Annotated in this window: 23 protein-coding genes and 1 pseudogene; 13 read left to right on the plus strand and 11 right to left on the minus strand. The window is 46.0% G+C overall.

From position 1 onward, the window contains the following. Position 1 precedes the first annotated feature (1 nt). Together QUA80_RS22255 and QUA80_RS22260 are read right to left on the minus strand one after the other, a co-directional pair. A complete protein-coding gene (locus QUA80_RS22255) occupies positions 2–334 on the minus strand; it encodes a hypothetical protein (protein WP_333427242.1) in 333 nt (110 codons plus the stop codon). Positions 335–564: 230 nt separating this feature from the next. Next, positions 565–2,262 (minus strand): aromatic amino acid ammonia-lyase, encoded by a 1,698-nt coding sequence (locus QUA80_RS22260; protein WP_333427243.1) that lies wholly within the window; start codon positions 2,260–2,262, stop codon positions 565–567. 434 nt (positions 2,263–2,696) lie between these two features. On the opposite strand from QUA80_RS22260, the gene QUA80_RS22265 reads away from it, so the two are divergent. After that, on the plus strand, positions 2,697–3,068 hold the full coding sequence (locus QUA80_RS22265; protein WP_333427244.1) for a helix-turn-helix transcriptional regulator: 372 nt from the start codon (positions 2,697–2,699) through the stop codon (positions 3,066–3,068). Positions 3,069–3,300: 232 nt separating this feature from the next. Here QUA80_RS22265 and QUA80_RS22270 read toward each other — a convergent pair whose 3' ends face one another. Together QUA80_RS22270 and QUA80_RS22275 are read right to left on the minus strand one after the other, a co-directional pair. After that, entirely contained in the window at positions 3,301–4,242 is a 942-nt protein-coding gene (locus tag QUA80_RS22270; RefSeq protein ID WP_333427264.1) for a glutathione S-transferase family protein, read from the minus strand. Between the two features lie 208 nt (positions 4,243–4,450). Further along, positions 4,451–5,353 carry a hypothetical protein gene (locus QUA80_RS22275; RefSeq protein WP_333427245.1) on the minus strand — a complete coding sequence of 301 codons (903 nt, stop codon included), beginning with the start codon at positions 5,351–5,353 and terminating at the stop codon, positions 4,451–4,453. Positions 5,354–5,684: 331 nt separating this feature from the next. Between QUA80_RS22275 and QUA80_RS22280 the strand changes: the two genes are divergently transcribed. The 5 genes from QUA80_RS22280 (at position 5,685) to QUA80_RS22300 (ending at position 9,077) form a co-directional block, all read left to right on the plus strand. Beyond that, positions 5,685–6,626, plus strand: coding sequence for a class I SAM-dependent methyltransferase (locus QUA80_RS22280; protein WP_333427246.1), 942 nt, complete (start codon positions 5,685–5,687; stop codon positions 6,624–6,626). 145 nt (positions 6,627–6,771) lie between these two features. Then, positions 6,772–7,680, plus strand: coding sequence for a macrolide 2'-phosphotransferase (locus tag QUA80_RS22285; RefSeq protein ID WP_333427247.1), 909 nt, complete (start codon positions 6,772–6,774; stop codon positions 7,678–7,680). Positions 7,681–7,879: 199 nt separating this feature from the next. Then, the gene (locus QUA80_RS22290; RefSeq protein WP_333427248.1) at positions 7,880–8,005 is read left to right on the plus strand and encodes a hypothetical protein; all 126 of its coding nucleotides are present in this window, start codon (positions 7,880–7,882) and stop codon (positions 8,003–8,005) included. 248 nt (positions 8,006–8,253) lie between these two features. Further along, positions 8,254–8,523: an ACP S-malonyltransferase gene (locus QUA80_RS22295; protein WP_333427249.1), complete on the plus strand. Its 270-nt coding sequence runs from the start codon at positions 8,254–8,256 to the stop codon at positions 8,521–8,523. A gap of 230 nt (positions 8,524–8,753) precedes the next feature. Continuing rightward, the gene (locus tag QUA80_RS22300) at positions 8,754–9,077 is read left to right on the plus strand and encodes a hypothetical protein (RefSeq protein WP_333427250.1); all 324 of its coding nucleotides are present in this window, start codon (positions 8,754–8,756) and stop codon (positions 9,075–9,077) included. Between the two features lie 181 nt (positions 9,078–9,258). On the opposite strand, the gene QUA80_RS22305 is transcribed toward QUA80_RS22300, so the two are convergent. Both QUA80_RS22305 and QUA80_RS22310 read right to left on the minus strand, forming a co-directional pair. Beyond that, complete coding sequence (locus QUA80_RS22305; protein ID WP_333427251.1) at positions 9,259–10,611, minus strand: cytochrome P450; 1,353 nt, start codon at positions 10,609–10,611, stop codon at positions 9,259–9,261. 346 nt (positions 10,612–10,957) lie between these two features. Beyond that, positions 10,958–11,158: a hypothetical protein gene (locus QUA80_RS22310; protein ID WP_333427252.1), complete on the minus strand. Its 201-nt coding sequence runs from the start codon at positions 11,156–11,158 to the stop codon at positions 10,958–10,960. A 191-nt stretch (positions 11,159–11,349) separates the two neighbouring features. Here QUA80_RS22310 and QUA80_RS22315 point away from each other — a divergent pair. After that, positions 11,350–12,567, plus strand: a pseudogene (locus QUA80_RS22315) (ISAs1 family transposase). 471 nt (positions 12,568–13,038) lie between these two features. On the opposite strand, the gene QUA80_RS22320 reads toward QUA80_RS22315, so the two are convergent. Further along, the gene (locus QUA80_RS22320) at positions 13,039–13,446 is read right to left on the minus strand and encodes a hypothetical protein (protein ID WP_333427253.1); all 408 of its coding nucleotides are present in this window, start codon (positions 13,444–13,446) and stop codon (positions 13,039–13,041) included. A gap of 473 nt (positions 13,447–13,919) precedes the next feature. Between QUA80_RS22320 and QUA80_RS22325 the strand changes: the two genes are divergently transcribed. Beyond that, the gene (locus QUA80_RS22325) at positions 13,920–14,849 is read left to right on the plus strand and encodes a serine/threonine-protein kinase (RefSeq protein ID WP_333427254.1); all 930 of its coding nucleotides are present in this window, start codon (positions 13,920–13,922) and stop codon (positions 14,847–14,849) included. On the opposite strand, the gene QUA80_RS22330 is transcribed toward QUA80_RS22325, so the two are convergent. The 3 genes from QUA80_RS22330 to QUA80_RS22340 form a co-directional block, all read right to left on the minus strand. Further along, positions 14,843–15,469: a J domain-containing protein gene (locus QUA80_RS22330; RefSeq protein WP_333427255.1), complete on the minus strand. Its 627-nt coding sequence runs from the start codon at positions 15,467–15,469 to the stop codon at positions 14,843–14,845. The genes QUA80_RS22325 and QUA80_RS22330 overlap by 7 nt on opposite strands. Before the next feature lie 130 nt (positions 15,470–15,599). Then, the gene (locus QUA80_RS22335; protein WP_333427256.1) at positions 15,600–16,193 is read right to left on the minus strand and encodes an ATP-dependent Clp protease proteolytic subunit; all 594 of its coding nucleotides are present in this window, start codon (positions 16,191–16,193) and stop codon (positions 15,600–15,602) included. 237 nt (positions 16,194–16,430) lie between these two features. Further along, positions 16,431–17,090 carry an ATP-dependent Clp protease proteolytic subunit gene (locus QUA80_RS22340; protein ID WP_333191593.1) on the minus strand — a complete coding sequence of 220 codons (660 nt, stop codon included), beginning with the start codon at positions 17,088–17,090 and terminating at the stop codon, positions 16,431–16,433. Between the two features lie 72 nt (positions 17,091–17,162). Here QUA80_RS22340 and QUA80_RS22345 point away from each other — a divergent pair, with 72 nt between their 5' ends. From QUA80_RS22345 to thrB, 5 genes are all read left to right on the plus strand, one after another. Further along, entirely contained in the window at positions 17,163–18,398 is a 1,236-nt protein-coding gene (locus QUA80_RS22345) for a VWA domain-containing protein (RefSeq protein ID WP_333427257.1), read from the plus strand. Positions 18,399–18,553: 155 nt separating this feature from the next. After that, positions 18,554–19,120 (plus strand): Uma2 family endonuclease, encoded by a 567-nt coding sequence (locus tag QUA80_RS22350; protein WP_333427258.1) that lies wholly within the window; start codon positions 18,554–18,556, stop codon positions 19,118–19,120. A 4-nt stretch (positions 19,121–19,124) separates the two neighbouring features. Further along, entirely contained in the window at positions 19,125–19,601 is a 477-nt protein-coding gene (locus QUA80_RS22355) for a tetratricopeptide repeat protein (protein ID WP_333427259.1), read from the plus strand. 52 nt (positions 19,602–19,653) lie between these two features. Next, a complete protein-coding gene (locus QUA80_RS22360; protein WP_333427260.1) occupies positions 19,654–20,223 on the plus strand; it encodes a Uma2 family endonuclease in 570 nt (189 codons plus the stop codon). An 87-nt stretch (positions 20,224–20,310) separates the two neighbouring features. Further along, entirely contained in the window at positions 20,311–21,243 is a 933-nt protein-coding gene (gene thrB, locus QUA80_RS22365; protein WP_333427261.1) for a homoserine kinase, read from the plus strand. A gap of 89 nt (positions 21,244–21,332) precedes the next feature. Here the strand turns inward: thrB and QUA80_RS22370 are convergent. Then, the coding region (locus QUA80_RS22370) for a WD40 domain-containing protein (RefSeq protein ID WP_333427262.1) at positions 21,333–24,224 on the minus strand (2,892 nt) is incomplete at its 5' end.

Below are 24,224 nucleotides of genomic sequence, written 5' to 3' on the forward strand. Positions count from 1 at the left end.
TTTATCCTCGGTAAAATTGCTGCCAAACAATAGGTTTTGTGTTCATGATGTGAATGCACTGGTGCAGTGTCGCTAAGGCAAATATAAAACCACTACCTAAAGCTTTTGAGCCCTCTTTCTTTTCTGAGGAAACCTCCCCCACGCAACCAGGATGAATTGCTTGACAAAATTGTTGCCAATCCCTTGGTTCAAGTTGATAAATTTTGACGCACTGGCGAACAGTATTCGTCAAAAAATGTTGATGAGTTGAGAATCTTTCTGTTTTTTCACTTGGGTAAGTATTTACCTGAAAAGCAGTTTCAGAAATGTTAGATGAAATATTGTGAGTAACCATTTTTGTGTCTTTCTAGTAATGTTCAACAATCCTTTATAGCCGCAAAATTGTGACTGTTTGTGTAAGGGACAAGCAGCTCTTAACAAGTTAAATTTTTAACTCGTTTTTTACGCCGTTTTGCAGGCTATTATTAGCTACAAATGACCTGTTTTACACAGAAAACAGAGGAAAAAAGGAAATGAAATAATGTAAATCTTTGGCAAAATTTCTTCCCCTTCCCTTTCTGCTTCCTACTTCAAACTTGATAAAATATGGTTCACAGCTTGTACAATTCGTCCTTCCCGTGCAATGTCAGCAGCAATCATGGCAATGTGTATATCCAAAGATTGCTCGTTGTCATTCCAAATGTAAGATTTATCAACATTCGGCGGCTGTCCCACAACTTCGCGCACTGCCTCATATAGCGGCAAGCTAAGTGGCGACAAACACTCCCGCGCGTCATAATGACCGGCGACTTCACGGGTTCGCAAGTCAACAGCTTGGACGGCAAACATTAGGGAAATTGCCATATATTGCTGGAACAATTCAATTGAGCGACGAGCTAAATTAGCTGAAGCAAATCCTTGGCTATTGATATTCTGATTGAATTGTTCAGCGTGAGTGGGGAAGCGGTCAGCAATTGAGTTTCCGTAAAAAGTCAACAGCGGCATAATCGAGTTTCCAGCTATTTGCAGACCTTTTAATCCCATGTTGACCTTACGTTCTGTGTTGCCAACCAGAGAAGGCGACAAACCATTATTAAATTCAGGTGCAGCTAACAGCGCAATTTGCACATCCAAATGCTTAGCTAGCAGACCTAAAAGATAGCGCAACCGATCCATCCCAACGCCAACATATTGCCCTAAGAAATTACCGCCGTGATAGCTAGCTTGATTCTCGGTATCGATTAAAGGGTTGTCAGTAACAGAGTTAATTTCAACTTCAATCTGTTGGGCAATTTCTGCAATTCCATCCACAATCGGCCCTAGGTACTGAGGCAAACAACGCAGTGAATAACGGTCTTGTATCGGATGCTCGCCGCGAGAATCATGCTCCCCATCTAACTCATCTCGATTCAAGCAGGAACCTGCGAGGAGTTCAACCATTTGGGAAGCCGCCCACACTTGACCAAAATGAGGTTTGAGCTTGTGAATGAAGGGGTGAAACGATTGATTTGTTCCGCCTAATCCTTGGATGGTCAAAGCATGAGTACCCATTGCCAAGGCAAGTATTACTTGTGAATCCCGGACGCAGTTGGCAGCAATGCCGGTCATTACAGATGTACCATTAACCATTGCCAACCCTTCTTTGGGGCGCAAATCGATTCTTGGTAAATCTAATAATTCCAGCGCTTGAATTGCTGACATTTCTCTGCCGTTAAAATCAACAGTGAAACTGTCATCTAGACCTATTAATGCCCCTGTAATGTGCGCTAGGGGAACTAAATCGCCGGAAGCGCCGATCGAACCCAATTCACAAACGTGAGGCGTGACTCCTGCATTGAGAAATGTGATCGTCCGTTTAATTAACTCCAGCCGAATTCCTGAAGCGCCCTGAAGGTGGGAGTTAATTCGCAACAGCATGGCGGCGCGGACGCAAGCTGCGGGCAGCTTTGGTCCTGCACCAGCTTTGAGAAACCAAATCAAATTGTTTTGCAAACTCGCGGCTTCTTCAGGTGCGATCGCTGTATTGGCCATCCCACCAAAGCCAGTTGTAACTCCGTAAATCGGCTTTCCCGACTCGACAGCATTCGCAATGTAGTCGCAGGATGCTTGCACTCGTTCAGCAATATCGCTTGCATCATTCAACCGAACTCTGGTTCCACAGCGGGCAACCCTGGCGACTTCCTCTACACTCAGCCTTCGGTTCCCCACAGTTACGTTACTTAAATTAGGCTCAGGCCATTTGGGTAATTGTAGAGAAATCGGCTGTGTTAAGTTTCTTGACACTTCTTAGATCCTAAATTTATAAATAGATGCCACTAAAATGTGACTCTAGTCACAGCACGCTCGAAACCCGTATGTTAATTTGAATTAAATGACAGAGAAATATGACTGGATACCATACTCTGCCATTTGTATTCAAATCTTGCCTTTCGTTTCGTAAAACAAGCCACAGCCATTAGACCTCACCGATGATGAGTCTACAAGCCTGATTGCGTCAAGCCTGGAAACTAAAATTCGGTTGGTGTATATTGTGCTCAGGGCAAAATAAAACTGCGCCGACACTACATAATGCGGGCAGAGTTATAATTGATTGAGTTATTAAAGCTGTGGGGCTGTTAATTGGGCTATTGACCGATAACTTAATGACAATACCACCGCTAAAGGCTAATCATAGATTATTGTCACAAAAAGTTACAATGATTTCCGAAATTTTTAGGATGACTATTGAACGCTACAGGATATCTGGAAAACAGTTATCCAAGTTTTCAGGCGTTAGCGAGAATCATATTTCTGAGTTTCGGCGGGGGAAGACTGGCATTTCTACGGAGGTGCTGTGGAAATTAATCGAGGCAATGGACGAGATCAAGCCGGGAGCCCGCGCTTACTTCTGCAATCGGCTGACGGGGGGAGAGGGATTTGGCAACAGCAGTCAGATGTCAGTGCCAAAGCAACTAGAGTCTTTGTTAGATATGCAGATATTGGTTGATGGGCTCTCTAACGACAGTTTGGCTTTGCTACTGATGGTGGTGGCGGGGCGGATGAAGAATGGTGTTTCCTCTGATGCGAAGGGTTTGGAGCTAATTGGCTAATAAATTTTGAAGTTGAAGACGAAGAAGTAAACTGTTGCGCGTTTAAATTGCATATTCGGGACGGGATCGCGTGCCCATCCCACAAGAATTGGAGTGATTTTTGACACACAATTTAAATGGAGAACAGCTTAAACCAGCCAATAAATGAAATTCAAGCATAAGATGGACTCCGCCCAAGCATCCAAGAAACCGGGTTTCTGCGATAATTTTGGCATCCTCACGCCCGATTTTGTTAAGAAACCCGGTTTCTGATCTCTGCGCGTGAGTGAGCTTTGAGCAAACTCGCCGGATCGGGGCCAGCGGGGATAATGCAGCCGGGATTCAGCGGGAACAAATTGCCGTAATAATCGCGCTTCACAGCCTCCAAATCGCAAGTGCCAGCAACGCCCGGTAACTGGTACAAATCGCGCAGATAAGCTCCCAAATGCTCGTAATCTTGAATGCGGCGCAGATTGCATTTGAACAAGCTGTAGTAAACAGCATCAAAACGGAATAGAGTAGTAAACAGCCGCACGTCTGCTAAAGTCACCCGATCGCCACACAGGTAACGACTCCTCAACAGCGATCGATCTATCTCGTCTAAAACAGCAAACAATTCACTGCAAGCCGAGTCATAAGCAGCTTGAGATTGCGCGAAACCGCAGCGATAAACGCCGTTATTCACCGATTGGTAAATCTTCTCATTCCACTCATCAATTTGCGATCGCAAATCCAGAGGATAAAGATCCATTTCAGGATTGCTAGCAAACTCGTTAAACTCCGAGTTTAGCATCACAATAATTTCCGAACTCTCGTTATTGACGATCGTCTTTGTCGAGTCATCCCACAGCACCGGCACCGTACACCGCCCCTGATAGCCCGGTAAAGCCAACTGGTAAAGTTCCGGCATCGTGTTGCAGCCAAAAGTCTCCGACTCCATCACCCACATTCCCCCTTCCGAGGGATAGACAACAGAAACGGATATCGCATCTTCAAGCCCTTTGAGCGCCCTCGTCACCAGAGTGCGGTGCGCCCAAGGGCATCCCGTACCCACGAAGAGGCGATACCGTCCCGCAGCGGGTTGGTGAGGGTTGTCTGGTGCTGTGCTGACAAAGTTGCGGAAACTGCTGCTGGGGCGAATGTATGCTCCCGTGCGATCGGGCGGCGCTAGTTTTGACATCATTAATTGCCACATTGATGTCCAGACAAATTTGCCGAGCTTGACTGTTACCGATGAAGGAAGCGATTTGTTTTTCACAATGCGATTAAAAGAGGTTTGCTAAACATAATCAGCTTATTTTAACTCACATTGCCAGGTTTATTCTCTCGTCCCCAGGCTCAGCCTGGGAACGCATATCCAGAGGCTGGGCCTCGCACTGTTCCCTCACCTGAGAACGAGTTTTCTAGTATCTGCCAGAGGCTATTTCAGCATAAGCTCGATCGATCAATCGGCGAGCAACCGTCTGAATTCCCGTATGTTCGTAATAATTGGTAGTCATGTCTAAAAACGCCGCCACATAATCCAACTTGTCATCGGCAACATCAATGTATTGCTTGAGATGACCTAAAACTATGGCGGGAGTTAAGCCCCGAGACTGCACTAAATTGTTCATCCAACCTTGAGCTGAGGCGAAACTTGCTGTCACAAATCCGAACTTTTGTGAATTATTTGCGCCGGGAATTAGGTTGCTGATATTTTGGAATGTTGAGTTTTGCTGCAAGGTTGAAGGATTCAATCCGCCTAGGGTATTTTGCGCTACTCGAATGAAGTCCGGGCCGAGGGGAATTAAACCGTCAGCACATACTAATGCAGCCATCCGCATCAGAGATTCGCCTTTGTAATGAGATAAATAATTACCAAAATTTCCCACATTGTCAAGGGAAATATTGTTCAGTTTGCAGAAGGCAATTAGCTCGATCGCCACTTTGACGCACAAGTCGATCGTTTGAGTTGTGTCAGCTTTGGGAGTGAGGCGGTTGAGAAAGGAAAGAAAGCCGATGTTTTCGCCGATTTTATTCGCCATAGCCGTTGCACCTAACGCACTGTCGGCGCTGTCTGCTAACTGGTAAAGCCTGACGACGCCTTGATATGGTTCGTTGGGGTTGGCGTAAAGCTCGATCGCGCGATCGTGAATTTTCCCAACTAATTTGCGCTTTGTTTCCCCTGTCACCGCTTGAATAGTATTATCAAAACCCGTTAGATTGTTCCACTCCCCCGGCACCACAAAATCGAGAGATTTTAACAGCCTCACAGTGACGCCACCAGACTGCAAATTGTCAACCAATTCCACAATAGATTTGCTCATCACAACCTCCTGAATAGCCAGATTTAAAGTGTTCTTCCAAATACTCCAGCTTCGGCAAATCCGATTCCCGATTGCGGGTAAATTCCCCAGCACTAAGTAGGTAGGTGCAAATAAATATTATACCACCCGAGCCACTTTTGCCCAACTCCAATCTTTGCTCTCTTTTCTAACTCTGCGTTCTCTGCGCCCTCTGCGGTTCATTAAAAAAAGCCTTTTTCACAAAACATTTGCATTTCACTCGCCAGCACAAAGTTAAGTTTCATTATATCGACCGACTCGAAATCACCCAAATGTGTTAAAATTGAGGGCGCAAAATAGAAAAACCTAAAAGATGACTGTTGCAGTTAACAAAACTCCCGGATTAGCCTCGCGTTTAGTAAATGGCGTACTCTCCATCAAGCCTTTAGCTAATCTAGCCAAGCACCAAGCGCGGGAAATGATGATAAAAAGAGCCGCAAAAATCGGAGTGCATTGGCGACAAGAATCCCAAGCACTTTTAGCTCGAAATTGGGATGCAGAATTGCTCAGCGTCCAAAATCCCGATCTGGTTTACCCCAAATATTATCTAACTTCATTCCACGCTTACGAACAAGGTAATATGAGTTGGGAAGCTGCTACAGAAGTTGAAGTTGCTGCCCGTACAGTTCATGCCACAATTTGGCCGGAAGCGGGTGCAAAAGGCGATGCTAAACTCCGCGCTAGCTATCACGAAGTCATCAAATCTCAGATTGCTTCTTCACCGCAAGATATTGTGGATTTGGGATGCAGTGTGGGATTGAGTACGTTTGCTCTTGGGGAAGTTTACCCGGAAGCGAAGATGACTGGGGTAGAGTTGTCGCCTTATTTTTTAGCAGTTGCTAAATACCGTTCCCAACAGCGAGAATCTAAATCTTTAAATCAAAAATCTCCGACTTGGGTTCACGCTGCTGCTGAATCTACTGGTTTGCCGGCGGCTGCTTTTGATTTAGTTTCTATTTGTTTAGTTTGTCACGAATTGCCGCAGAAAGCTACTAGAGAAGTGTTCCGGGAAGCGAGGCGTTTGCTGCGTGTTGGCGGACATTTGACAATTATGGATATGAATCCTCAGTCGGAAGTTTATGCCAAAATGCCTCCTTATATTTTGACTTTACTCAAGAGTACGGAGCCTTATTTGGATCAGTATTTTGGGTTGGATATCGAGCAAGCTTTAATTGATTCTGGTTTTGCTCAGCCGACAATCACTTGCAATACCGTCCGACACCGCACTATTGTTGCTGAGGCAATAAATAGTTAGGTTTGGGGGAATGTGTTTGCGGTCGATCGTACTTTAAAAGTGGATTCGATCGCAACAGCGTTATAATTAACAGTTGTGTAGCTGCAAGCAGCATTGTTGATATGCAATAGTAAAAAACTCGATAGTAAAAAACTCGATCGAAAAGATGAAATCACCGCAAGAAGTGCTTGAGTTAGCTCATCAGCACGGTTTGACTATTGAAGAAAGCTCACTGCAATTTAATGAATCAGGACTCGATTTTCAAGTCGTGTTGGCAACCGACACTGAGGGAGAACGTTGGGTTTTGCGTCTTCCTAGGCGGGAGGATGTTCTGCAGTCGGCGAACAAGGAAAAACGCACGCTGGAACTGATTGCTCCTCTTTTAAGCGTGGAAGTACCGCTATGGACTGTTGCCACAGATGAACTCATCGTTTACAGGGCATTAAAGGGCGTGCCGGCGGGTACAGTTGATTTAGAAGCCAAAGCCTATGTGTGGGAAATTGATCCAGCTAATGTGCCAGATAAATTCCATGAATCGCTAGCTAAAGGTATAGTTTCCCTGCACCAAGTTAGCATCGAGAAAGCGCGCGCAGTAGGTATTCCCATTATTGAGACAGCGACAGAAGTAAGGGCGGCAATGAAGCTGAGGATGGATGCAGTAAAAAACGAGTTTGGGGTTGGTCAAGAGTTGTGGAACCGATGGCAATCATGGCTCCAAAGAGATGAAATTTGGCCGAAAGAAACGGTGTTAACTCATGGTGATTTACACGCTGGACACATTCTTATTGATGCACAGGCACAGGTGACTGGTTTTATTGACTGGACTGAAGCAACCGTCAACGATCCAGCAATTGATTTTGTCGCTCATTACCGCACGTTTGGTGAAGGCGCTCTCAATCAGTTAATCTCAGCATACGCTAAGGCAGGCGGGCAGGTTTGGCCTCTGATGGCAGAACATGTAATTGAACTCACTGCTGCTTATCCCGTAGCAATTGCAGAATTTGCGCTGAAGTCAGGTTTGGATGAGTACAAACAAATGGCTAAACAGTCACTTTGTGTGAGGGATTTGGAGTAAAATGTTTAGTGAATTAGATCCGCTGATTCAGGAAATTACAGCTCTTTTCGGATATATGAGGTAAATAGCCAAAGTAGGGACCAGGCTTAGCCTGGTCCCTACAGGATATTGATGTACCTCATAAACCTGCAATCTGCTGTAACTGTACAACCGATTGCATGAGATACATCCGATACATAAATAATAGAAGGCTATAGGTATGACTTCAGTATCTGAAACAGAAGCGACTATTATCCGCACGCCGCGAGGACTGACGATTTCAGGCACTCGATTGACTCTATACGATGTCATAGATTTTCTGAAAGCTGAGTATTCACCAAAATAGATTCGTAATAAATTTAACCTGACAGAGGATCAAATTAACGCTGCTCTATCTTAGATTGAAGCAAATCGCGCTCAAATCGAAACTGAGTATCAACAGGTATTACAAACAAGAGCAGAAATTCGCTCCTATTGGGAAAATCGCAACCGCGAACGGTTCGATCGCATTGCAATGACGCCGCACAAGCCCGGACAAGAAGCTCTCCGGGCAAAACTTGAGGAGCAAAAAGCGAGACGTGTCGCACAGAAACAATGACTTTCCTAGTTGACTACAATCTTGACGGCTACGCTCTTCTTTTGCTCGGAATCTTGACAAAACTCGGTTGGCTTGAACTCGTGTCGATCCGATTTGTTACTTTTAGGGAAGCTGGACTATTGATGGACGCTAGCGATCGTTTGGTTTGGCGTTACGGTCAAGAAAATCAAATGATGATACTCACAGCCAACCGAAACATGAAGGGTGAGGATTCACTTGAACGGGTAATGCGTGAGGAAAATACAGCAGATTCGTTTCCTGTATAGACAATTACAGATATCGATCGCCTTGACGAATTTGACTACCGAGAGCGATGTGTTAAGCGTCTTGTTGAGATTGTTTTAGACGCAGACAATTATATGGGAGCTGGTCGGTTATTCATTCCGTGATATCGACATCAATTTACCTAATTCGATCGCAATAGCGGTAGAATTAACAGTTAGACAGCAGTCTGAGCTAGAAGATTTTGATAGCACCCTAAAAGAAGGACATCTTCATGAACCCGACAGCCCCCGCTCAAAACATCCTCGATTGTTTGCAGGTTATCTTGGATGCCACGGCATCGAAAAATTACGAGCTTTTTACCACAGTGGGAGATGCAGGCTACAAAGCGAGCATTACACAACAAATGTTTGACGATGTTAGCGAGCAGCTCGCTTCACGCCTGCAACAGGGATATTCAATTACTTATTTTGGCGATCTAAAACAAGGTAATTCTCAGATTTATTTGTGGAAGCTGAGTTTTGAAGATGGTGGAGATGAATTTGTGGCACACATGACGATGAATGGAGACAAAGTTGCTGGGGTTTTCATCGAATAACATATCTTTCTTGACCGAAAGCACAGGATACAAGCCCCCGGATTCATTCCGAAAGCAGACTCAGGACCCAGAAATAAAAAACCTGTATCCGATGAAACTTGCCCCCCGAATTTATCCGTCGGCTCAATCTAAAATCTAAAATCTAAAATCTAAAATCGATTGACACGGCATTTCACTGAATCTAACGCCGATCGCCCACAACCGTTAATCGAAACCGATCGGGCGGCACAAAAGTGATTCCCCGGCGGGCGGGACGAATTGGCCGATCGAGATTCGATACAAACTCGCGCGAAGACAGCACTGTTGCTAAAACCAGCTTCATTTCAAACATCGATAACGCCATCCCGATGCAGCTTCGACTCCCGCCTCCAAACGGTAAAAATTCAGAGGCGGAAAACTTGCGGTGTAAAAAGCGATCGGGATTGAACCCGGCCGGATTTTCGTAGGTTTCAGGGCGACGGTGCGCCAAATAGACACACGGTACTAAAATCGTTCCCGGTTGATATGTATAGCCTTCGAGTTCGATCGTCCGTTTCACCTTGCGCGGCTGCGAAATTAAGGCAATTGGATAAACCCGCAGCGCTTCCTTGCAGACTGCTGTTAAGTAGGGCGAGTGCGAAAGTGCCACGGGATCGGGATTCTCGCCTAATTCATCCAATTCCTGCCGCAACTTAGCGAGACATTCGGGAAACTGATGCAGCCAGTAAAACGCCCAAGTCAACGCCGATCCAGTCGTTTCATGTCCCAACAACAACAGCGTCATCAACTGATCGCGCAATTCTCGATCGCCGATGGATTCGCCGCTGTCGTCGCGGGCCATCATCAACACCGACAGAATATCGGTGCGAGACGAATCGAGAGAATGCGATCGCCTCTCGGCAATTTCCGCATAAATCAGCGAGTCAATCTGCGCCATCTGCTGCAAAAACTGCCCCCACGGACTCCAAGAACCCAAATTTTGCTGCAACGGTTCAAAGAAAAATTGTATCGAATACAGTTCAGAGGTAATCGCCTCTAAAAGCTTGCTGAGCAATTGTTTCAGCCGTTCGTAACGCTCTCCCGGCACTAATCCAAACACGACTTGCAAGATTACTTGCAGCGAAATTTCTGACATTTCTTCGCGGACTGCGATCGCATCTGGGGCTTTCCAGTCGATCGTCTGCTTTTTCGTCAAATCAACAATCAAATGCCCTTGACTGTGCAACTGTTCCCGATGCAGCGCGGGCATTAATAGCTGTCGCTGTCGCAGATGTCGCGGCCCTTCATTCATAATTAGGGATTCATTTCCCACCAGCGGCCGAAATACGTTGGTCACTTTGCCAAACTCAAAGGCATCGGCTAAGGTCGTAAACACCGCCTGAATCGCTTCTGGACGGCCCAGAAACACGACGGGGGGCGAAGCGGGCCCCAACACGCGGGCGGTAAATGTATCGCCGTATTTGGCAGAATAGCGATCGAAAAATGCGATCGGATCGGCTACCAGCGAAAGCGTTTGGAACAAAGCAGGAGAACGAGATCCGGGAGGCAGCGTCATTGAAAAACTGGCGATACACAATATTTCTAGTGTATATCGATCGACATTGCACCCTGAAATTTATCTGCGATCGATCGACATTGGGTAGAAACCGGGTTTTTGAGCGTAAGCTACACCAGAACTATGAATGGACAAAACACCAGTTGGTAAAAATGTTTTCACTCGTATCTCGAAAGTTGCCAGAGCAATGCTTAACTCAAAGACTTGATGCTTGTAAACTAGCCTTGACTTAACAGAGATAATTTCAGTTAAGCTAAAGTTACTCGCTGCCGCTCAATTTAGCCGTTGGGCGCTCCTATCTACATTGGCTAAATCTCTTTTGTCCCTGGGGGGGTGACAAAGAGGCCTAGGAGATAGACCGAATCAGGGTTGCAGCCCGCATACCTTGTTGGTAAAAGCGGCGTTTATTTCGAGTTAACTTTATTAACTGTTCCACCTCATGAGAATATTGTTCTAGATAATTAACCCACTTTTCTCCATCTTGCGCCAACACCAAATGTACTCCGTCTGCGATATCTTTTTTTAGGTTCTTGACGCCGACATACATATTTTTCTACTTGCTTTTTTCTCAATTCAGTGCCTTCAAATATTGCCCAAGTGTAGGCAGGGTAAGCGCATCTAATTTGGTATCAAATGTAACAGACTCCCAAAAGAGGGTGCAGTATTATAGCTGCCCGGTTTGTCCGAGAGATTCTATAATAACTCTCAAGCTCAGTAGAAAATAGGAATGAATACTCTATGAATAAAGGATTTTCACCCGTTGTTGCGAGTGCTAAATTAAAAACCATAAAAACCCAGCCTCAACCTATTTCTATGCAAGAACTAGAAGGGGGTTTGTTGAATTATTTTGATGAGCTACCCGATCCAAGAGTTGACCGTACTAAATATCACTTACTTAAAGATATTCTAGTAATTGCTTTGTTAACGATAATAGCTGGAGGTAACGGATGGGAAGATATGGAAAATTATGGAATAAGTAAACAATCCTGGCTCAAACAATTTTGAGAATTACCCAATGGCATTCCTCATCATGATACGTTTCGTAGAGTTTTTGAAAAATTAGAACCCCAAATTTTTGAACAGAAGTTAACTCAATGGGTGCAAAAATTTCTCGGTTCAGTTGTTAACCAAGTTATCCCGATTGACGGAAAAAGTCTTCGGGGGTCTTATGACCGAAACCAGGGCAAAAAAAATTTACATTTAGTGACAGCGTGGGCTGCAAAAAATCGTTTAGTCCTCTGCCAAGTTAAGGTAGACAGCCATTCCAATGAAATTACAGCAATTCCAGCTCTCTTAGAATTAATCGACGTAACCGGCGCAATTATTACGATGGATGCAATGGGAAATCAAACGGAGATTATTAAACAGATTGTTCAGAAAAAAGCTAATTATGTAGTTTGCTTAAAAAGTAATCACCCGACTCTTTATCATCGAATTAAATCTTGGTTTGAAGTCCAATCAAGTCGCCAATTTGCTGGGGTTAACATGACGGATTACCGTCAAATAGAAAAAGGGCATAACCGAATTCAGAAGAGAAGAGTTTGGGCCATTCCCGTTTCAGAATTTGGAGGTCTTTATAATCAAGATAAATGGGCGGGACTCCAGACGGTTGTTATAGTCGAACGGTTTCGACAAGAGTGGAATGGAACCTCTCATGAAGTCCAGTTCTATCTAAGTTCTTTAACCGTAGATGCTCAAAAACATGGTTCTATTATTCGCGAACATTGGATCATTGAAAATCAAGAACATTGGGTTTTAGATGTGACTTTTGAAGAAGATAAATCTCGGATCAGAGCGTTTAATAGCCCTCGAAATTTGGCGGTAGTCAGACGGATGGCCCTTAATGCCCTCAATCAAGAAACCACCCTATCGCGTAGCTTGAGACAAAAAAGGAACCGGGCAGCGATGAGTGAGGAGTACATGATGCTTATTCTCAAATCATTGTGTCAAGCCTGATTGAGATGCTCTTACCCTGGTGCAACCACTGCACGGATTTAACGCCGATGTCGAGTACGTTAAATGCTTCTTAGTGAGAGATGATATCGAAGATGGCATCACGATACCATCGAATTGCAAGCGGTTTATCCCACGAATTCGTTAAAAATTGCGATCGCGGGTTCAGCAGTGCGGATTTTTGTGACATAATAAAAGTTCTCAATTGATAGTTCCAATTGAGAAAACAGCAGTCATCGGGTTGCCGCCCGGTGGCTGTCTCTCGTCTTTTTACGATCGTCGAATTGAGTCCTTCAAGTCAACCCTCAAAATCGGGCAAATACCTTCATTTTTAGAAATAGGCGGCTATGATAGCCGCCTAAGGTGAAAAATACAGTTAAATACTCTTAAATACACTTAAATACTCTGTTTTACTAGGAACCGAAATAAAGCCCCGTCTTAAGGGGCGTAGCTTCCTAATTCCCTTTTTGGGGTTTACCGCTCAATCATCTCTAAAATTGCCTCGATATCTGCGAGGGAAACGGTTGATTTCTTCCTTTTAGCCTTTAGCCTGTTTAATCGGTCAGCAGCCTCTGGTAACTCGTTTTGGTTCCGCAAGTTACCTAACTCGTTCTGCAACCGTTCAACCTCATCCTTTAACTGTTTGACTTCACCACTTGAATCGCGTGTGTCAGGGGATGGAGTTGCGTTTACTTCTATTTCAGAGCTAGCGTTATTCACTGTGTCACGCGATTCAATACCTCGATCGAGTTGACGGGCATATTCGAGAGTTGTATCAGCTAAAACGATCGGCACTCGAATGGTGCGGGTAGCACCCGATCGCCAAGGTGAGGAAAACTGAGTTTTCTTGATTGAGTCGATATGTCCTGTTGGGTTTGGCACAGTAGTAGTTTAACAAGGTTTATCGCCTGTGTCAGGCGTTTCGCTTGCTGTAACAGTACCAGTTTAAGACTGTCAACCCCGTGACACAAGGATTTACTACTTTCAGTTACTCCCAAAACCCCTCAAACCGCTGGGGCGATAACTGGGTATAGCGAACACGGTGTGGTGTCGGTAGAAAATTGCTAGATGAGCTTGCTTGTAAGCTATTATCAGGTAAGGGACACTGGGACAAGTGAACAGGTCACAGCAGGGGTTAAAGACCCCCTAAATGACTGTTTTTGCTAGAGTGCTGATAGAAATTAGTCAACTATAGCCTGAAAGTTTTGGAAATAATAGGGTTGCATAAATTTACTGCGTTTTATGCTAATTGATCGATCCAAGTGATACGACTTCTCAAAAAAGAATGCAAAAGCAAGCTCTAAACCGATACAGCGTCAGTCATTTCCAATCTAAAATCTAAAATCTAAAATGGTATGATTTACTGCATCAATCCTCAATGCGAACAACGCGAAAATCCTGCTGCTGCTCAAAATTGTCAGGCTTGCGGCACGGTTTTGTTAATTGCCGATCGCTACCGCATCCTTAAACCAGTGCGATCGCCCAATCCCGCACGCCCCACTGACATCTTTGAAGTCGAAGATTTGGGAACAGGGGAAAACGAATGGGGAACTGTCAAAATTTTAAAAGTCTTGAAACACACCCACAATCCCGATTTACTTCGCTTGTTACAGCAAGAAGCGCGAGTTTTGATTTGGCTTGCCGGAAAGGCCCAAGTTCCCCAAGTCAAACCTGACGGTTATTTCCAGATTCCACTGCCCAATAATTCCCAGAAATTGTCTTGTTTGGTAATGGAAAAAATTAGCGGAGAAAACTTGGCAGAATTCTTAACTAAAAACCAGTACGTTTCTCAAAAGCTCGCTCTTGATTGGCTGCAACAAATGCTTCATATTTTGCAGGAAATCCACAAATATCATTTAGTACATCGGGATATTAAGCCATCCAACCTGATGCTTGCAGCGGATGGGAAATTGAGATTAATTGACTTCGGCGCTGCAACAGAAGCAGATATAGATACCGCACCCATAGGTTCTGCTGGATACGCCGCACCGGAACAAATTGCAGGTAAAGCAGGCGTGCGATCGGACTTTTTTGCCCTGGGGCGTACTTTTGTACATTTATTAACAGGCATAAAGCCGATCGACTTTCCCGTTAATGAAAAAACTGGTAAAATTAATTGGAGGAACCAGGCTGTAGATATTGACCCGTTACTCCTAGAGTCGATCGACGAATTAATGGAACCGCTACCGGAAAACCGACCTGAAAATACCCAAGTTATTTTAGAAAAATTAAAAATTTACGACGCAGACCCCCTGCAAAAGGGGGATGCAACATCGCTTCAATAAATCTCTTCCAACCGGCGAAAATCCCGCTCAACTTCCGCCCACAAAGCCCGATTGTGAGGGTCAGTTTTCACAGCCTTTTTCAAATAAATTCTCGCCTTATCAACCTGCTTTTCTCCGATCAAATGCCGTCCCCAGCGCTGATAGGCGATCGCCTGCCACTGACGCACCTCCAAATCTTCGGGAACCCGCTGCGCCAAACCCTCAATCAAGGCGATCGCCCGCGGGAACCTCTGATATTTCAGCAACTGCTGCAACTCAACATAAGCATCTTGCTTTAACTTTTGTTCTACCGCCGACAGATCCGCATGAGATTGAACCCCGACCTCTTTTCGAGTCACTTTAACTGCCTGCGGTTGAGTTTTCACCCCCCGATCCGGCGGTGTCGAAGTAGGCGGCACAGTTGAATTGGCAACCTTCGACTCCGCAACATCGGGGGGGGCAATTTTCACCAGGAACTTATAAGCCTCAGTAATAGCAATAAACTTATTTTTAGCCTGTTCGTTTCCCGGATTCACATCGGGGTGATACTGTCTGGCTAACTGCCGATAAGAGGTCTTAACTTGCGATAAAGTCGCACCAGACCTCAGTCCTAACTGTCGGTAATAATCTGCAATATCCATTTAGCATGAATGAGCGTTGATAATACCATTAAATATGGCAGAATCCTTAAATGTAAAGATTCTGCCAAAAATTACTGCGAACTAGGTTGTAGTGCGAGGGTTGCCCGCACTGCGGTCGCGCAAAAATAACTTACGGACGCTCTTCGATCACTCTGTCAATCAAGCCGTATTCCTTGGCTTCCTCAGCGGACATGAAATAGTCGCGATCCATGTCCTTCTCGATTTTCTCGATCGGCTGGCCAGTATTCTTAGCATAGATATTATTGAGTTCGTGGCGCAGCCGCAGGATCTCTTTCGCCTCAATCTGAATATCCGTTGCTTGTCCCCGCGTGCCCCCAGAAGGCTGGTGAATCATGATGCGCGAGTGAGGCAAAGCTAACCGTTTTCCTTTCGCACCGGCAGCTAACAGGAAAGAACCCATCGAAGCAGCCAAGCCCACACAAATCGTCACCACGTCCGATTTAATGTGCTGCATGGTATCAAAAATAGCCATGCCTGCCGACACCATTCCGCCTGGCGAATTGATGTACAAAATAATATCCTTACCTGAATCTTCCGAATCAAGATAGAGCATCACAGCGATGATTTGATTGGCAATTTCATCGTCAATGTCCCTGCCCAAGAAAATAATTCGTTCCCGGTAGAGGCGATCGTAGATATTAATCCACTGAGTATCATAACCACCCGGCATTTTGTAGGGAACTTTTGGCACACCTATAGGCATAATTCGGAACTCCGTTTAGTTAGTAATTGGCGATCGGACAATTGGGCATCGGGCCTAAAAGCATCGAGCATTGGTAATTGGGAATCGGTACTTGGGAATCGGTAATTGGGACTTGTTAGTCATAAAAAGACTGTTGAATAACTAATCAGGGTAGAAACTACTAGCGATTAACCCTTAATTCTTACTCATGCCCCATTACCTATTACCCATTACCTATTCCCCATTCCCCATTCCCAGTTAGATGACCCCAGCCGGCAGCGGTTTCGGCAATTCTTCCGAACTTTCAAGAACGCGATCGATCAAACCGTATTCTTTAGCTTCATAAGGCGTCATGTAAAGCAACCGATCCATATCTTTAGTAATCTTTTCGATCGGTTGGCCAGTACAGCTTGCAAAAATATCAAGCATCGTCGCTTTATTTGCCAGCACTTCCTTAGCCCGAATTTGAATGTCGCTTGCTTGACCGCGCGTGTAAGCCTTGGGTTGGTGCAACACAATAGAAGCGTGGGGCAAACTCGCTCGAAAGCCTTTTGTACCAGCCGCTAACAGCATCGCAGACATCCCCATTGCCGAACCGAGGCAAATAGTGTGTACGGGCGGCTTAATGTACCTGATCGTATCGCAGATAGCGAAGGCTTCTGTTTCAAAGCCGACGGGTTCGCCGCTGTAACCAGAAGTGCCGGTCGAGTTGATGTAGATTTTGATCGGCTTCTCGGGGTCTTCGTACTGCAAGAACAACAGTTCAGCGATAATCAGTTCTGTTACCGCAGGCACTAGAGGCATACCCAGATAAACGATCCGCTCCTTCAGCAACAGGGATGGCAAATCGGGAGGTGGCGTCCGAGAGTTCCCTTCCCCGTAGTATGGCGATTGCACAGCTTTAATTGGTGTGTTCATATAACCGAAATGTTGCCTGAACTGATGGAGCTATTCTTAAAGAAATAGTAACGCAATCTTTAGGTATCCCGCATGAAAGTTAGTTTGCTCCCGGTTTTAAACGACCCTAACCTTGACGCTGCCGCGCCCTCAACGCAGCGCCAGCTAGCGATTTCGGTATCTGCGACGGCAAGCTCGATCGACTCCAGCGTACCCTTAAACCTGTGCCTGATTCTCGACCACAGCGGCTCGATGGGCGGACGCCCCTTGGAAACCGTCAAACAAGCCGCCGGACGTTTGCTCGACAGGTTGAAGCCCGGGGATCGCTTTTGCGCGGTGGCTTTCGACCACAAAGCCAAAGTCCTCGTCCCCAATCAAATTGTGGGAGAGCCCAGCAGCATTAAACGGCAAATTGAGCAATTGCGCTCGGCCGGCGGCACAGCAATTGATGAGGGCATTAAGTTAGGTATTGAAGAGTTGGGCAAAGGCAAAAAAGAAGCTATATCTCAGGCATTTCTGCTGACTGACGGCGAAAACGAACACGGCGACGACAGCCGCTGTTTGAAGTTGGCTAAATTGGCTGCCGACTACAACATGACTTTAAATTCTCTGGGATTTGGCGATAACTGGAACCAGGATATTTTGGAAAAGATTGCTGACGCTGGCGGCGGTGCTCTGGCTCACATTCAGCGTCCCGAAGATGCGGTTGACGAGTTTAGCAAACTATTTACTCGCATCCAAGGTGTAGGTTTGACTAATGCTTATTTGCTATTTTCACTGATGCCAAAAGTAAGGTTAGCCGAACTCAAACCGATCGCCCAAGTTGCCCCGGATACGATCGAATTGCCAGTACAGCAAGAGGGCGATCGTTTTATGGTGCGCCTGGGAGATTTAATGAAGGATATAGAGCGAGTAGTTTTGGCTAATATTTATATTGGACAGTTGCCCGAAGGTACACAGACGATCGGGCAATTGCAAATTCGCTACGACGATCCGACTGTCGGTCAAGGTTTGCTTTCCGATCCCGTTGCAGTTTCTGCTAATGTCTTAAAAGTTTATCAGCCGGCACTTAACCCGACTGTGCAGCAGCACATTTTAGCTTTGGCTAAATACCGCCAAACTCAACTCGCAGAAACCAGATTGCAGCAGGGCGATCGGGCAGGCGCGGCGACAATGCTGCAAACTGCTGCGAAAACTGCTCTGCAAATGGGCGATAAAAGTGCCGCAACTGTGCTGCAAACTTCTGCTACTCGCTTGCAGTCTGGCGAACAATTGAGTGAAGCCGATCGCAAGAAAACTCGGATTGCTTCTAAAACTATTTTGAAGTAATCTCATGATTTGTAGTAAGGACTTTAGTTCCGATCGACTAAAAGATAAAGAGAGGACTGAAGTCCTCACTACAAACAGCAAGTAAAACCTGTGGATGCTTTGCTTTAGATGCTCGATCGTCTAGAATGTTTCTATCATCTATCAAGAGTGCTTGTATGAACCAGACAATATCTGATAAAGTACGCTGGACTAGCGCCGATTTAGAGCTATTGCCCGATAACGGCGATCGCTACGAAATTATTGATGGAGAGTTATTTGTGACTAGAGCACCGCATTGGGGTCATCAACAAGCTATAGGCAACCTCTACCAAGAACTTAATACTTGGTCGCGAGAGACTAATTTAGGACGAGCAGGAATCAATCCGGGTATCATTTTCACGAATGCTGATAACGTTATTCCTGACCTAGTTTGGGTGAGCAATGAACGCTTGGCTATCTTGCTAGACGAAGCCGGCCATTTAACCGCCGCACCTGAGTTAGTTGTTGAAGTATTGTCCCCCGGTGCAGACAATCAGAGACGCGATCGAGATTTGAAACTCAGACTCTATTCGGTACGAGGAGTACAGGAATACTGGATTGTGAATTGGCAATTGCAGCAAATAGAAGTTTATCGCAGGGAACAAGCAAGTTTAAGGCTCATTGCTACGCTGTTGAGCGCTGATGAATTGACCTCGCCTTTGTTACCTGGTTTTAGTTGCTCTGTCGCTCGAATTTTTGCTTAGATTTATGAAACACTTTTACCGGGCGATCGTCATTTTAGGATTTGTTACCGTTTTGGGTGGCATATCCCCTGCCATTCCAGCAGAGTCAGCGCCAATACTCATCGTTCAAAATCCTGCTGAAGACTTATTTAATAGCGCTTTAGCCAAGTCAGAAGCAGGAGACATTCAAGGGGCGATCGCCGATTATACCGAAGCCATCCGCCTCAACCCCAACTACGCCAAAGCCCACAACAAACTCGGCATAATTCGCGCCCGCAATCTCAAAGATTATCCAGCAGCTAAAGCAGATTTCGATCGCGCAATTGAAATCAACCCCAACTACAGCGACGCCTACTACAACCGCGCCAGAGTCCGCGAGTTCTTAGAAGACAAACCGGGGGCGATCGCCGATTATCATAAAGCAGCCGAACTCTATCAAAAAGATGGCAATACCAACGATTATCAAGATGCCATCAAGCATCTGGAAATGCTGCAAGAATAAATTGCTTTTGAAAACATCGTATAATATGGTTAGTCTTTAACAAATACCAACTATGATTGCCAACAAAAGTCACAACTACGCATCCCCAGAAGACTATTTAGAAGGGGAAAAAATCAGCCCCATCAAACACGAATACAGACAAGGCGAAATTTATGCAATGGCAGGAGCAAGTGATGCTCACGAGACAATTGCAGGCAACTTATTTGCACTGCTGAGAAACCACGTTCGGGGTAGAGGATGCCGAATTTACATAGGAAACATGAAAGCCAGAATCGATCGAGCAGACGTGTTTTACTATCCAGACATCATGGTGAGTTGCGACGAAAGAGATAGAAGCCTGGAATATTTCAAACGCCACCCGCGTTTAATCGTAGAAGTTTTATCTCCAACAACAGCAGCATTCGATCGCGGAAATAAATTTGCCGACTACCGCACCTTAGAAACTTTACAAGAATACGTGCTGATTAACCAAGAAAGAATCAGTGTAGAATCCTACCAGCGCAATTCAGAAGGCCGCTGGGAACTTTACCCTTACGTTGCGGGCGAAGAAGTTCGCTTGGGTAGCGTAGATTTTCAATGCCCGATCGCACAAATTTACGAAGATGTTCTAGGAATCAGTTAAAATAGTCGATCGAACCGATATCAAAAATTTATCTGCGTTCATCCGCGTCCATCTGCGGTTAAACACTCCAAATTAACTATTCAAAAAATGTCCGCAATCTCTACCGTCACCGTTACCGTACCCGCTACAACCGCCAACCTGGGCCCAGGATTCGACTGCATCGGTGCCGCTTTAAGCCTCTACAACCGCTTACAATTCTCCCGACTCGAACCCTCAGCAACCGAGAAACTAAAAATTACCGTTACGGGCCAAGAAGCCGCCAAAGTCAAGACAGACGACAGCAATCTCCCTTATCAAGCTTTTCTCAAGTTATACGATCGCCTCCAACAATCGCCGCCGCCCGTAGCGATACATATAGATATGCAAGTGCCGCTGGCTAGAGGTTTGGGGAGTTCCGCTACAGCTATTGTCGGCGGGTTAGTCGGTGCAAATCAATTAGCCGGTGCGCCTTTGAGTCAGGTGGAAGTGATGCAGTTGGCGATCGAACTTGAAGGACATCCCGACAACGTTGTCCCCGCTTTACTCGGAGGATGTCGCCTCGCTGCTAGCAATCCACCAAGCGGTTCCTGGGAGATTTGCGATATTCCCTGGCATCCGAATATTGTCCCGGTGGTAGCGATTCCCGATTTTGAACTTTCTACAGCCGAAGCGCGCCGAGTTTTGCCCAGCGAGTACAGCAGGGCTGATGCGATTTTTAATGCCGCACACCTCGGTTTGCTGTTGCGGGCTTTGGAAACTGGCAATGAAAACTGGCTGCGCTGCGCCCTCCAAGACAAAATTCACCAACCTTACCGGCAATCTCTGATTCGGGGATATGAAGCGGTGCAACAAGCTGCGTTGAATGCAGGGGCTTGTGGAATGGTAATTAGCGGTGCAGGGCCGACGCTTTTGGCTTTAACGGATGCTACTAATGCTGGTGCGGTTGTGAGGGAAATGGCGGCTGCTTGGGGGGAATTTGGGGTGAAGGCTGATGTAAGGGCGATCGACCTCGACACCCAAGGAGCACAAGTCTCCAGTTAATTATTCCACTCCTGGAGGCCAGGATTAAGACAAATTCGCAAACTTTGCGTTCTTCTGCTGGAACCACAGCCGCATTTTTTGCCTAAATCCTATTGGATTGACTCTTGGCTGAGGTAATCAGCACACATCTGTTTATCCTCTTCTGTTGCTTTCGGGTTGGTTCGGAGATAATCGCTAATCCAGTTGTAGCCTAATGCCATTAGTTTATCAAAATCCCAAATCCAGAGTTTGATGGTTTTATCACTGCTTGCAGAAGCCAAAGTTTTGCCATCAGGACTAAAAGCGACGCTCCCGACAGAATCGCTGTGCCCGGTGAGGCTAGAGATGGGTTTTTGGGTTTGCAGGTGCCACAGTTTGATGGTCTTGTCAAAGCTTGCAGAAGCCAAAATCAAGCCATCGGGACTAAAGGCGACGCTCCCGACAGAATCGCTGTGCCCGGTGAGGGTAGCGATGGGTTTTTGGGTTTCCAGGTTCCACAGTTTGATGGTTTTGTCAGTGCTTGCAGAAGCCAAAGTCAAGCCATCGGGACTAAAGGCGACGCTCCCGACAGAATCGCTGTGCCCGGTGAGGGTAGCGAGCGGTTTTTGACTTTCCAAGTGCCACAGTTTGATGGTGTTGTCAAAGCTTGCCGAAGCCAATCTCTTGCCATCTGGACTAAAGGCGACGCTATAAACCGAATAGCTATGCCCGGTGAGGGTAGCAATGGGTTGTTGGGTTTGCAGGTTCCACAGTTTGATGGTGTTGTCACTGCTTGCAGAAGCCAATGTCTTCCCATCTGGACTAAAGGCGACATTATAGATTGGATTGCTATGCCCGGTGAGGGTAGCGATGGATTTTTGGGTTTCCACGTTCCACAGTTTGATGGTGTTGTCACCGCTAGCAGAAGCTAAAGTGTTGCCATCTGGACTAAAGGCGACGCTTCTGGCAGAACTGCTATGCCCGGTGAGGGTAGCGATGGGTTGTTGGCTTTGCAGGTTCCACAGTTTGATGGTGTTGTCACTGCTTGCAGAAGCCAATGTCTTCCCATCTGCACTAAAGGCGACGCTCAAGACCGAATTGCTATGCCCGGTGAGGGTAGCGATGAGTTTTTGGGTTGTTTGCAGATGCCACAGTTTGATGGTGTTGTCAAAGCTTGCAGAAGCCAATGTCTTGCCATCTGGACTAAAGGCGACGCTATATAGCGGATTGCTGTGCCCGGTCAGGGTAGCGAGCGGTTTTTGGCTTTCCACGTTCCACAGTTTGATGGTGTTGTCGAAGCTTGCAGAAGCCAAAGTTTTGCCATCGGGACTAAAGGCGAGACTAATAACAGAATTGCTGTGCCCGGTGAGGGTAGCGATGGGTTGTTCGATTTGCAGGTGCCAGAGTTTGATGGTGTTGTCAGTGCTTGCAGAAGCCAAAGTTTTGCCATTGGGACTAAAGGCGACGCTCAAGACCGAATTGCTGTGCCCGGTAAGGGTAGCGATGGGTTTTTGGCTTTGCAGGTTCCAAAGTTTGATGGTGCTGTCACGGCTTGCAGAAGCCAAAGTTTTGCCATTGGGACTAAAGGCGACGCTCCAGACCGAATTGCTGTGTCCAGTGAGGGTAGCGATGGGTTTTTGGCTTTGCAGGTTCCAAAGTTTGATGGTGCTGTCACGGCTTGCAGAAGCCAATGTCTTGCCATCGGGACTAAAGGCGACACTAATGACCGAATTGCTGTGTCCGGTGAGGGTAGCGATGGGTTGTTGGGTTTCCAGGTTCCACAGTTTGATGGTCTTGTCAAAGCTTGCAGAAGCCAATGTCTTGCCATCTGGACTAAAGGCGACACTAATAACCGAATTGCTGTGCCCGGTGAGGGTAGCGATGGGTTTTTGGCTTTCCAAGTGCCACAGTTTGATGGTGTTGTCACTGCTAGCCGAAGCCAAAGTTTTTCCATCTGGACTAAAGGCGACGCTAATGACCACATTGCTATGCCCTTCCAAATGATTGCGCTCTTTTACTGCGGACACTGCTTGTTGCAGCGCAGCTATCACTCGTCCTCTAAGATGTTTTGTCGTCTCGGCTGAAGAATCTAGTTGTTTGAATGCTTGCCCTGCCTTTAATGCTTCCAACAGTGCTTGGAATGTCTGTCCTGAACGAAATGATTCATTAGAAAAAGCCGTTTCCTGGATGACATTTGCTAAATTCTGAGCTTGAGTGACTTTATAGGTGGCCAATTGCTCTGCTTTAATTAGCGTCTGATTCGCTTGAGTCAAAATTTTATTCGCTTGTCTCTGGGCTTCTAACTCTCGTTCAACTTCCCGTTGTTGGACTTCCCGGCTGGCAGTTAAAAACTGATAATCCAAATCGCTCAAACTTTTGCCGACTGCCCAAGTTTGAGCATCTTGCAAAGCCTGACCCCGCAAGAGTCGCGATTCATCTTTACAATCAGACTCTATCCAAGCTTGAAAACTTTGGCTGTAAGGGCGGAGATTCGCTAATTGCTTTTCCACCCAATCTCGGTTAAAAACCGATTGATAAATTGGGTTATAAACTTTAAGTTTGCCAGAGTGCTTAACCACCAATCCAGTTAACCGCAGTTCCATTTGTTCGGGACTATCATCAGTCGCTATTTCATTGTGCTGCAAAATTTGCTGATATAGTCCCAATAACCTACTTGCCCGTTGTTCGCTGCGTAAAATGCGATCGCGAATCGTCTTCAAGTGTTCCGGTTCATCCTGCCCTTCCCAATTCTCAATCACCTTTTCTCTAACTAAATTTCCTACCCAGTCGGCGGGAGTTTCTATAAATGCATAGTTGGCACGATCGAGCAGTATTTTACAAATTTTTTGAGTTAAAAACGGCTGTCCGCCAGTCCAATATAAAACAGCTTCTAACAAAGCTTGCGAATTTTCTGCTGGAGTTTCTAACCCAACCGCCAAAGGCTGTGCTTCGGCTAATTGAAACCCCGTTAACTCTATCCCTCGACCAATATTAAACGGAGTGCGTCGCTTGTCTTGAATTAA

The organism is Microcoleus sp. F4-D5 (assembly GCF_036704885.1).
In the GTDB taxonomy this organism is placed as follows: domain Bacteria; phylum Cyanobacteriota; class Cyanobacteriia; order Cyanobacteriales; family Microcoleaceae; genus Microcoleus.

What these genes read in the sequence shown, in the direction of transcription:
- QUA80_RS22255 (WP_333427242.1), bottom strand. Translation starts at nt 334, where the DNA reads ATGGTTACTCACAATATTTCATCTAACATTTCTGAAACTGCTTTTCAG.
- QUA80_RS22265 (WP_333427244.1), top strand. Translation starts at nt 2,697, where the DNA reads ATGACTATTGAACGCTACAGGATATCTGGAAAACAGTTATCCAAGTTT.
- QUA80_RS22270 (WP_333427264.1), bottom strand. Translation starts at nt 4,242, where the DNA reads ATGTGGCAATTAATGATGTCAAAACTAGCGCCGCCCGATCGCACGGGA.
- QUA80_RS22275 (WP_333427245.1), bottom strand. Translation starts at nt 5,353, where the DNA reads ATGAGCAAATCTATTGTGGAATTGGTTGACAATTTGCAGTCTGGTGGC.
- QUA80_RS22280 (WP_333427246.1), top strand. Translation starts at nt 5,685, where the DNA reads ATGACTGTTGCAGTTAACAAAACTCCCGGATTAGCCTCGCGTTTAGTA.
- QUA80_RS22285 (WP_333427247.1), top strand. Translation starts at nt 6,772, where the DNA reads ATGAAATCACCGCAAGAAGTGCTTGAGTTAGCTCATCAGCACGGTTTG.
- QUA80_RS22290 (WP_333427248.1), top strand. Translation starts at nt 7,880, where the DNA reads ATGACTTCAGTATCTGAAACAGAAGCGACTATTATCCGCACGCCGCGA.
- QUA80_RS22295 (WP_333427249.1), top strand. Translation starts at nt 8,254, where the DNA reads ATGACTTTCCTAGTTGACTACAATCTTGACGGCTACGCTCTTCTTTTG.
- QUA80_RS22300 (WP_333427250.1), top strand. Translation starts at nt 8,754, where the DNA reads ATGAACCCGACAGCCCCCGCTCAAAACATCCTCGATTGTTTGCAGGTT.
- QUA80_RS22305 (WP_333427251.1), bottom strand. Translation starts at nt 10,611, where the DNA reads ATGACGCTGCCTCCCGGATCTCGTTCTCCTGCTTTGTTCCAAACGCTT.
- QUA80_RS22310 (WP_333427252.1), bottom strand. Translation starts at nt 11,158, where the DNA reads ATGTATGTCGGCGTCAAGAACCTAAAAAAAGATATCGCAGACGGAGTA.
- QUA80_RS22325 (WP_333427254.1), top strand. Translation starts at nt 13,920, where the DNA reads ATGATTTACTGCATCAATCCTCAATGCGAACAACGCGAAAATCCTGCT.
- QUA80_RS22330 (WP_333427255.1), bottom strand. Translation starts at nt 15,469, where the DNA reads ATGGATATTGCAGATTATTACCGACAGTTAGGACTGAGGTCTGGTGCG.
- QUA80_RS22335 (WP_333427256.1), bottom strand. Translation starts at nt 16,193, where the DNA reads ATGCCTATAGGTGTGCCAAAAGTTCCCTACAAAATGCCGGGTGGTTAT.
- QUA80_RS22340 (WP_333191593.1), bottom strand. Translation starts at nt 17,090, where the DNA reads ATGAACACACCAATTAAAGCTGTGCAATCGCCATACTACGGGGAAGGG.
- QUA80_RS22345 (WP_333427257.1), top strand. Translation starts at nt 17,163, where the DNA reads ATGAAAGTTAGTTTGCTCCCGGTTTTAAACGACCCTAACCTTGACGCT.
- QUA80_RS22350 (WP_333427258.1), top strand. Translation starts at nt 18,554, where the DNA reads ATGAACCAGACAATATCTGATAAAGTACGCTGGACTAGCGCCGATTTA.
- QUA80_RS22355 (WP_333427259.1), top strand. Translation starts at nt 19,125, where the DNA reads ATGAAACACTTTTACCGGGCGATCGTCATTTTAGGATTTGTTACCGTT.
- QUA80_RS22360 (WP_333427260.1), top strand. Translation starts at nt 19,654, where the DNA reads ATGATTGCCAACAAAAGTCACAACTACGCATCCCCAGAAGACTATTTA.
- thrB (WP_333427261.1), top strand. Translation starts at nt 20,311, where the DNA reads ATGTCCGCAATCTCTACCGTCACCGTTACCGTACCCGCTACAACCGCC.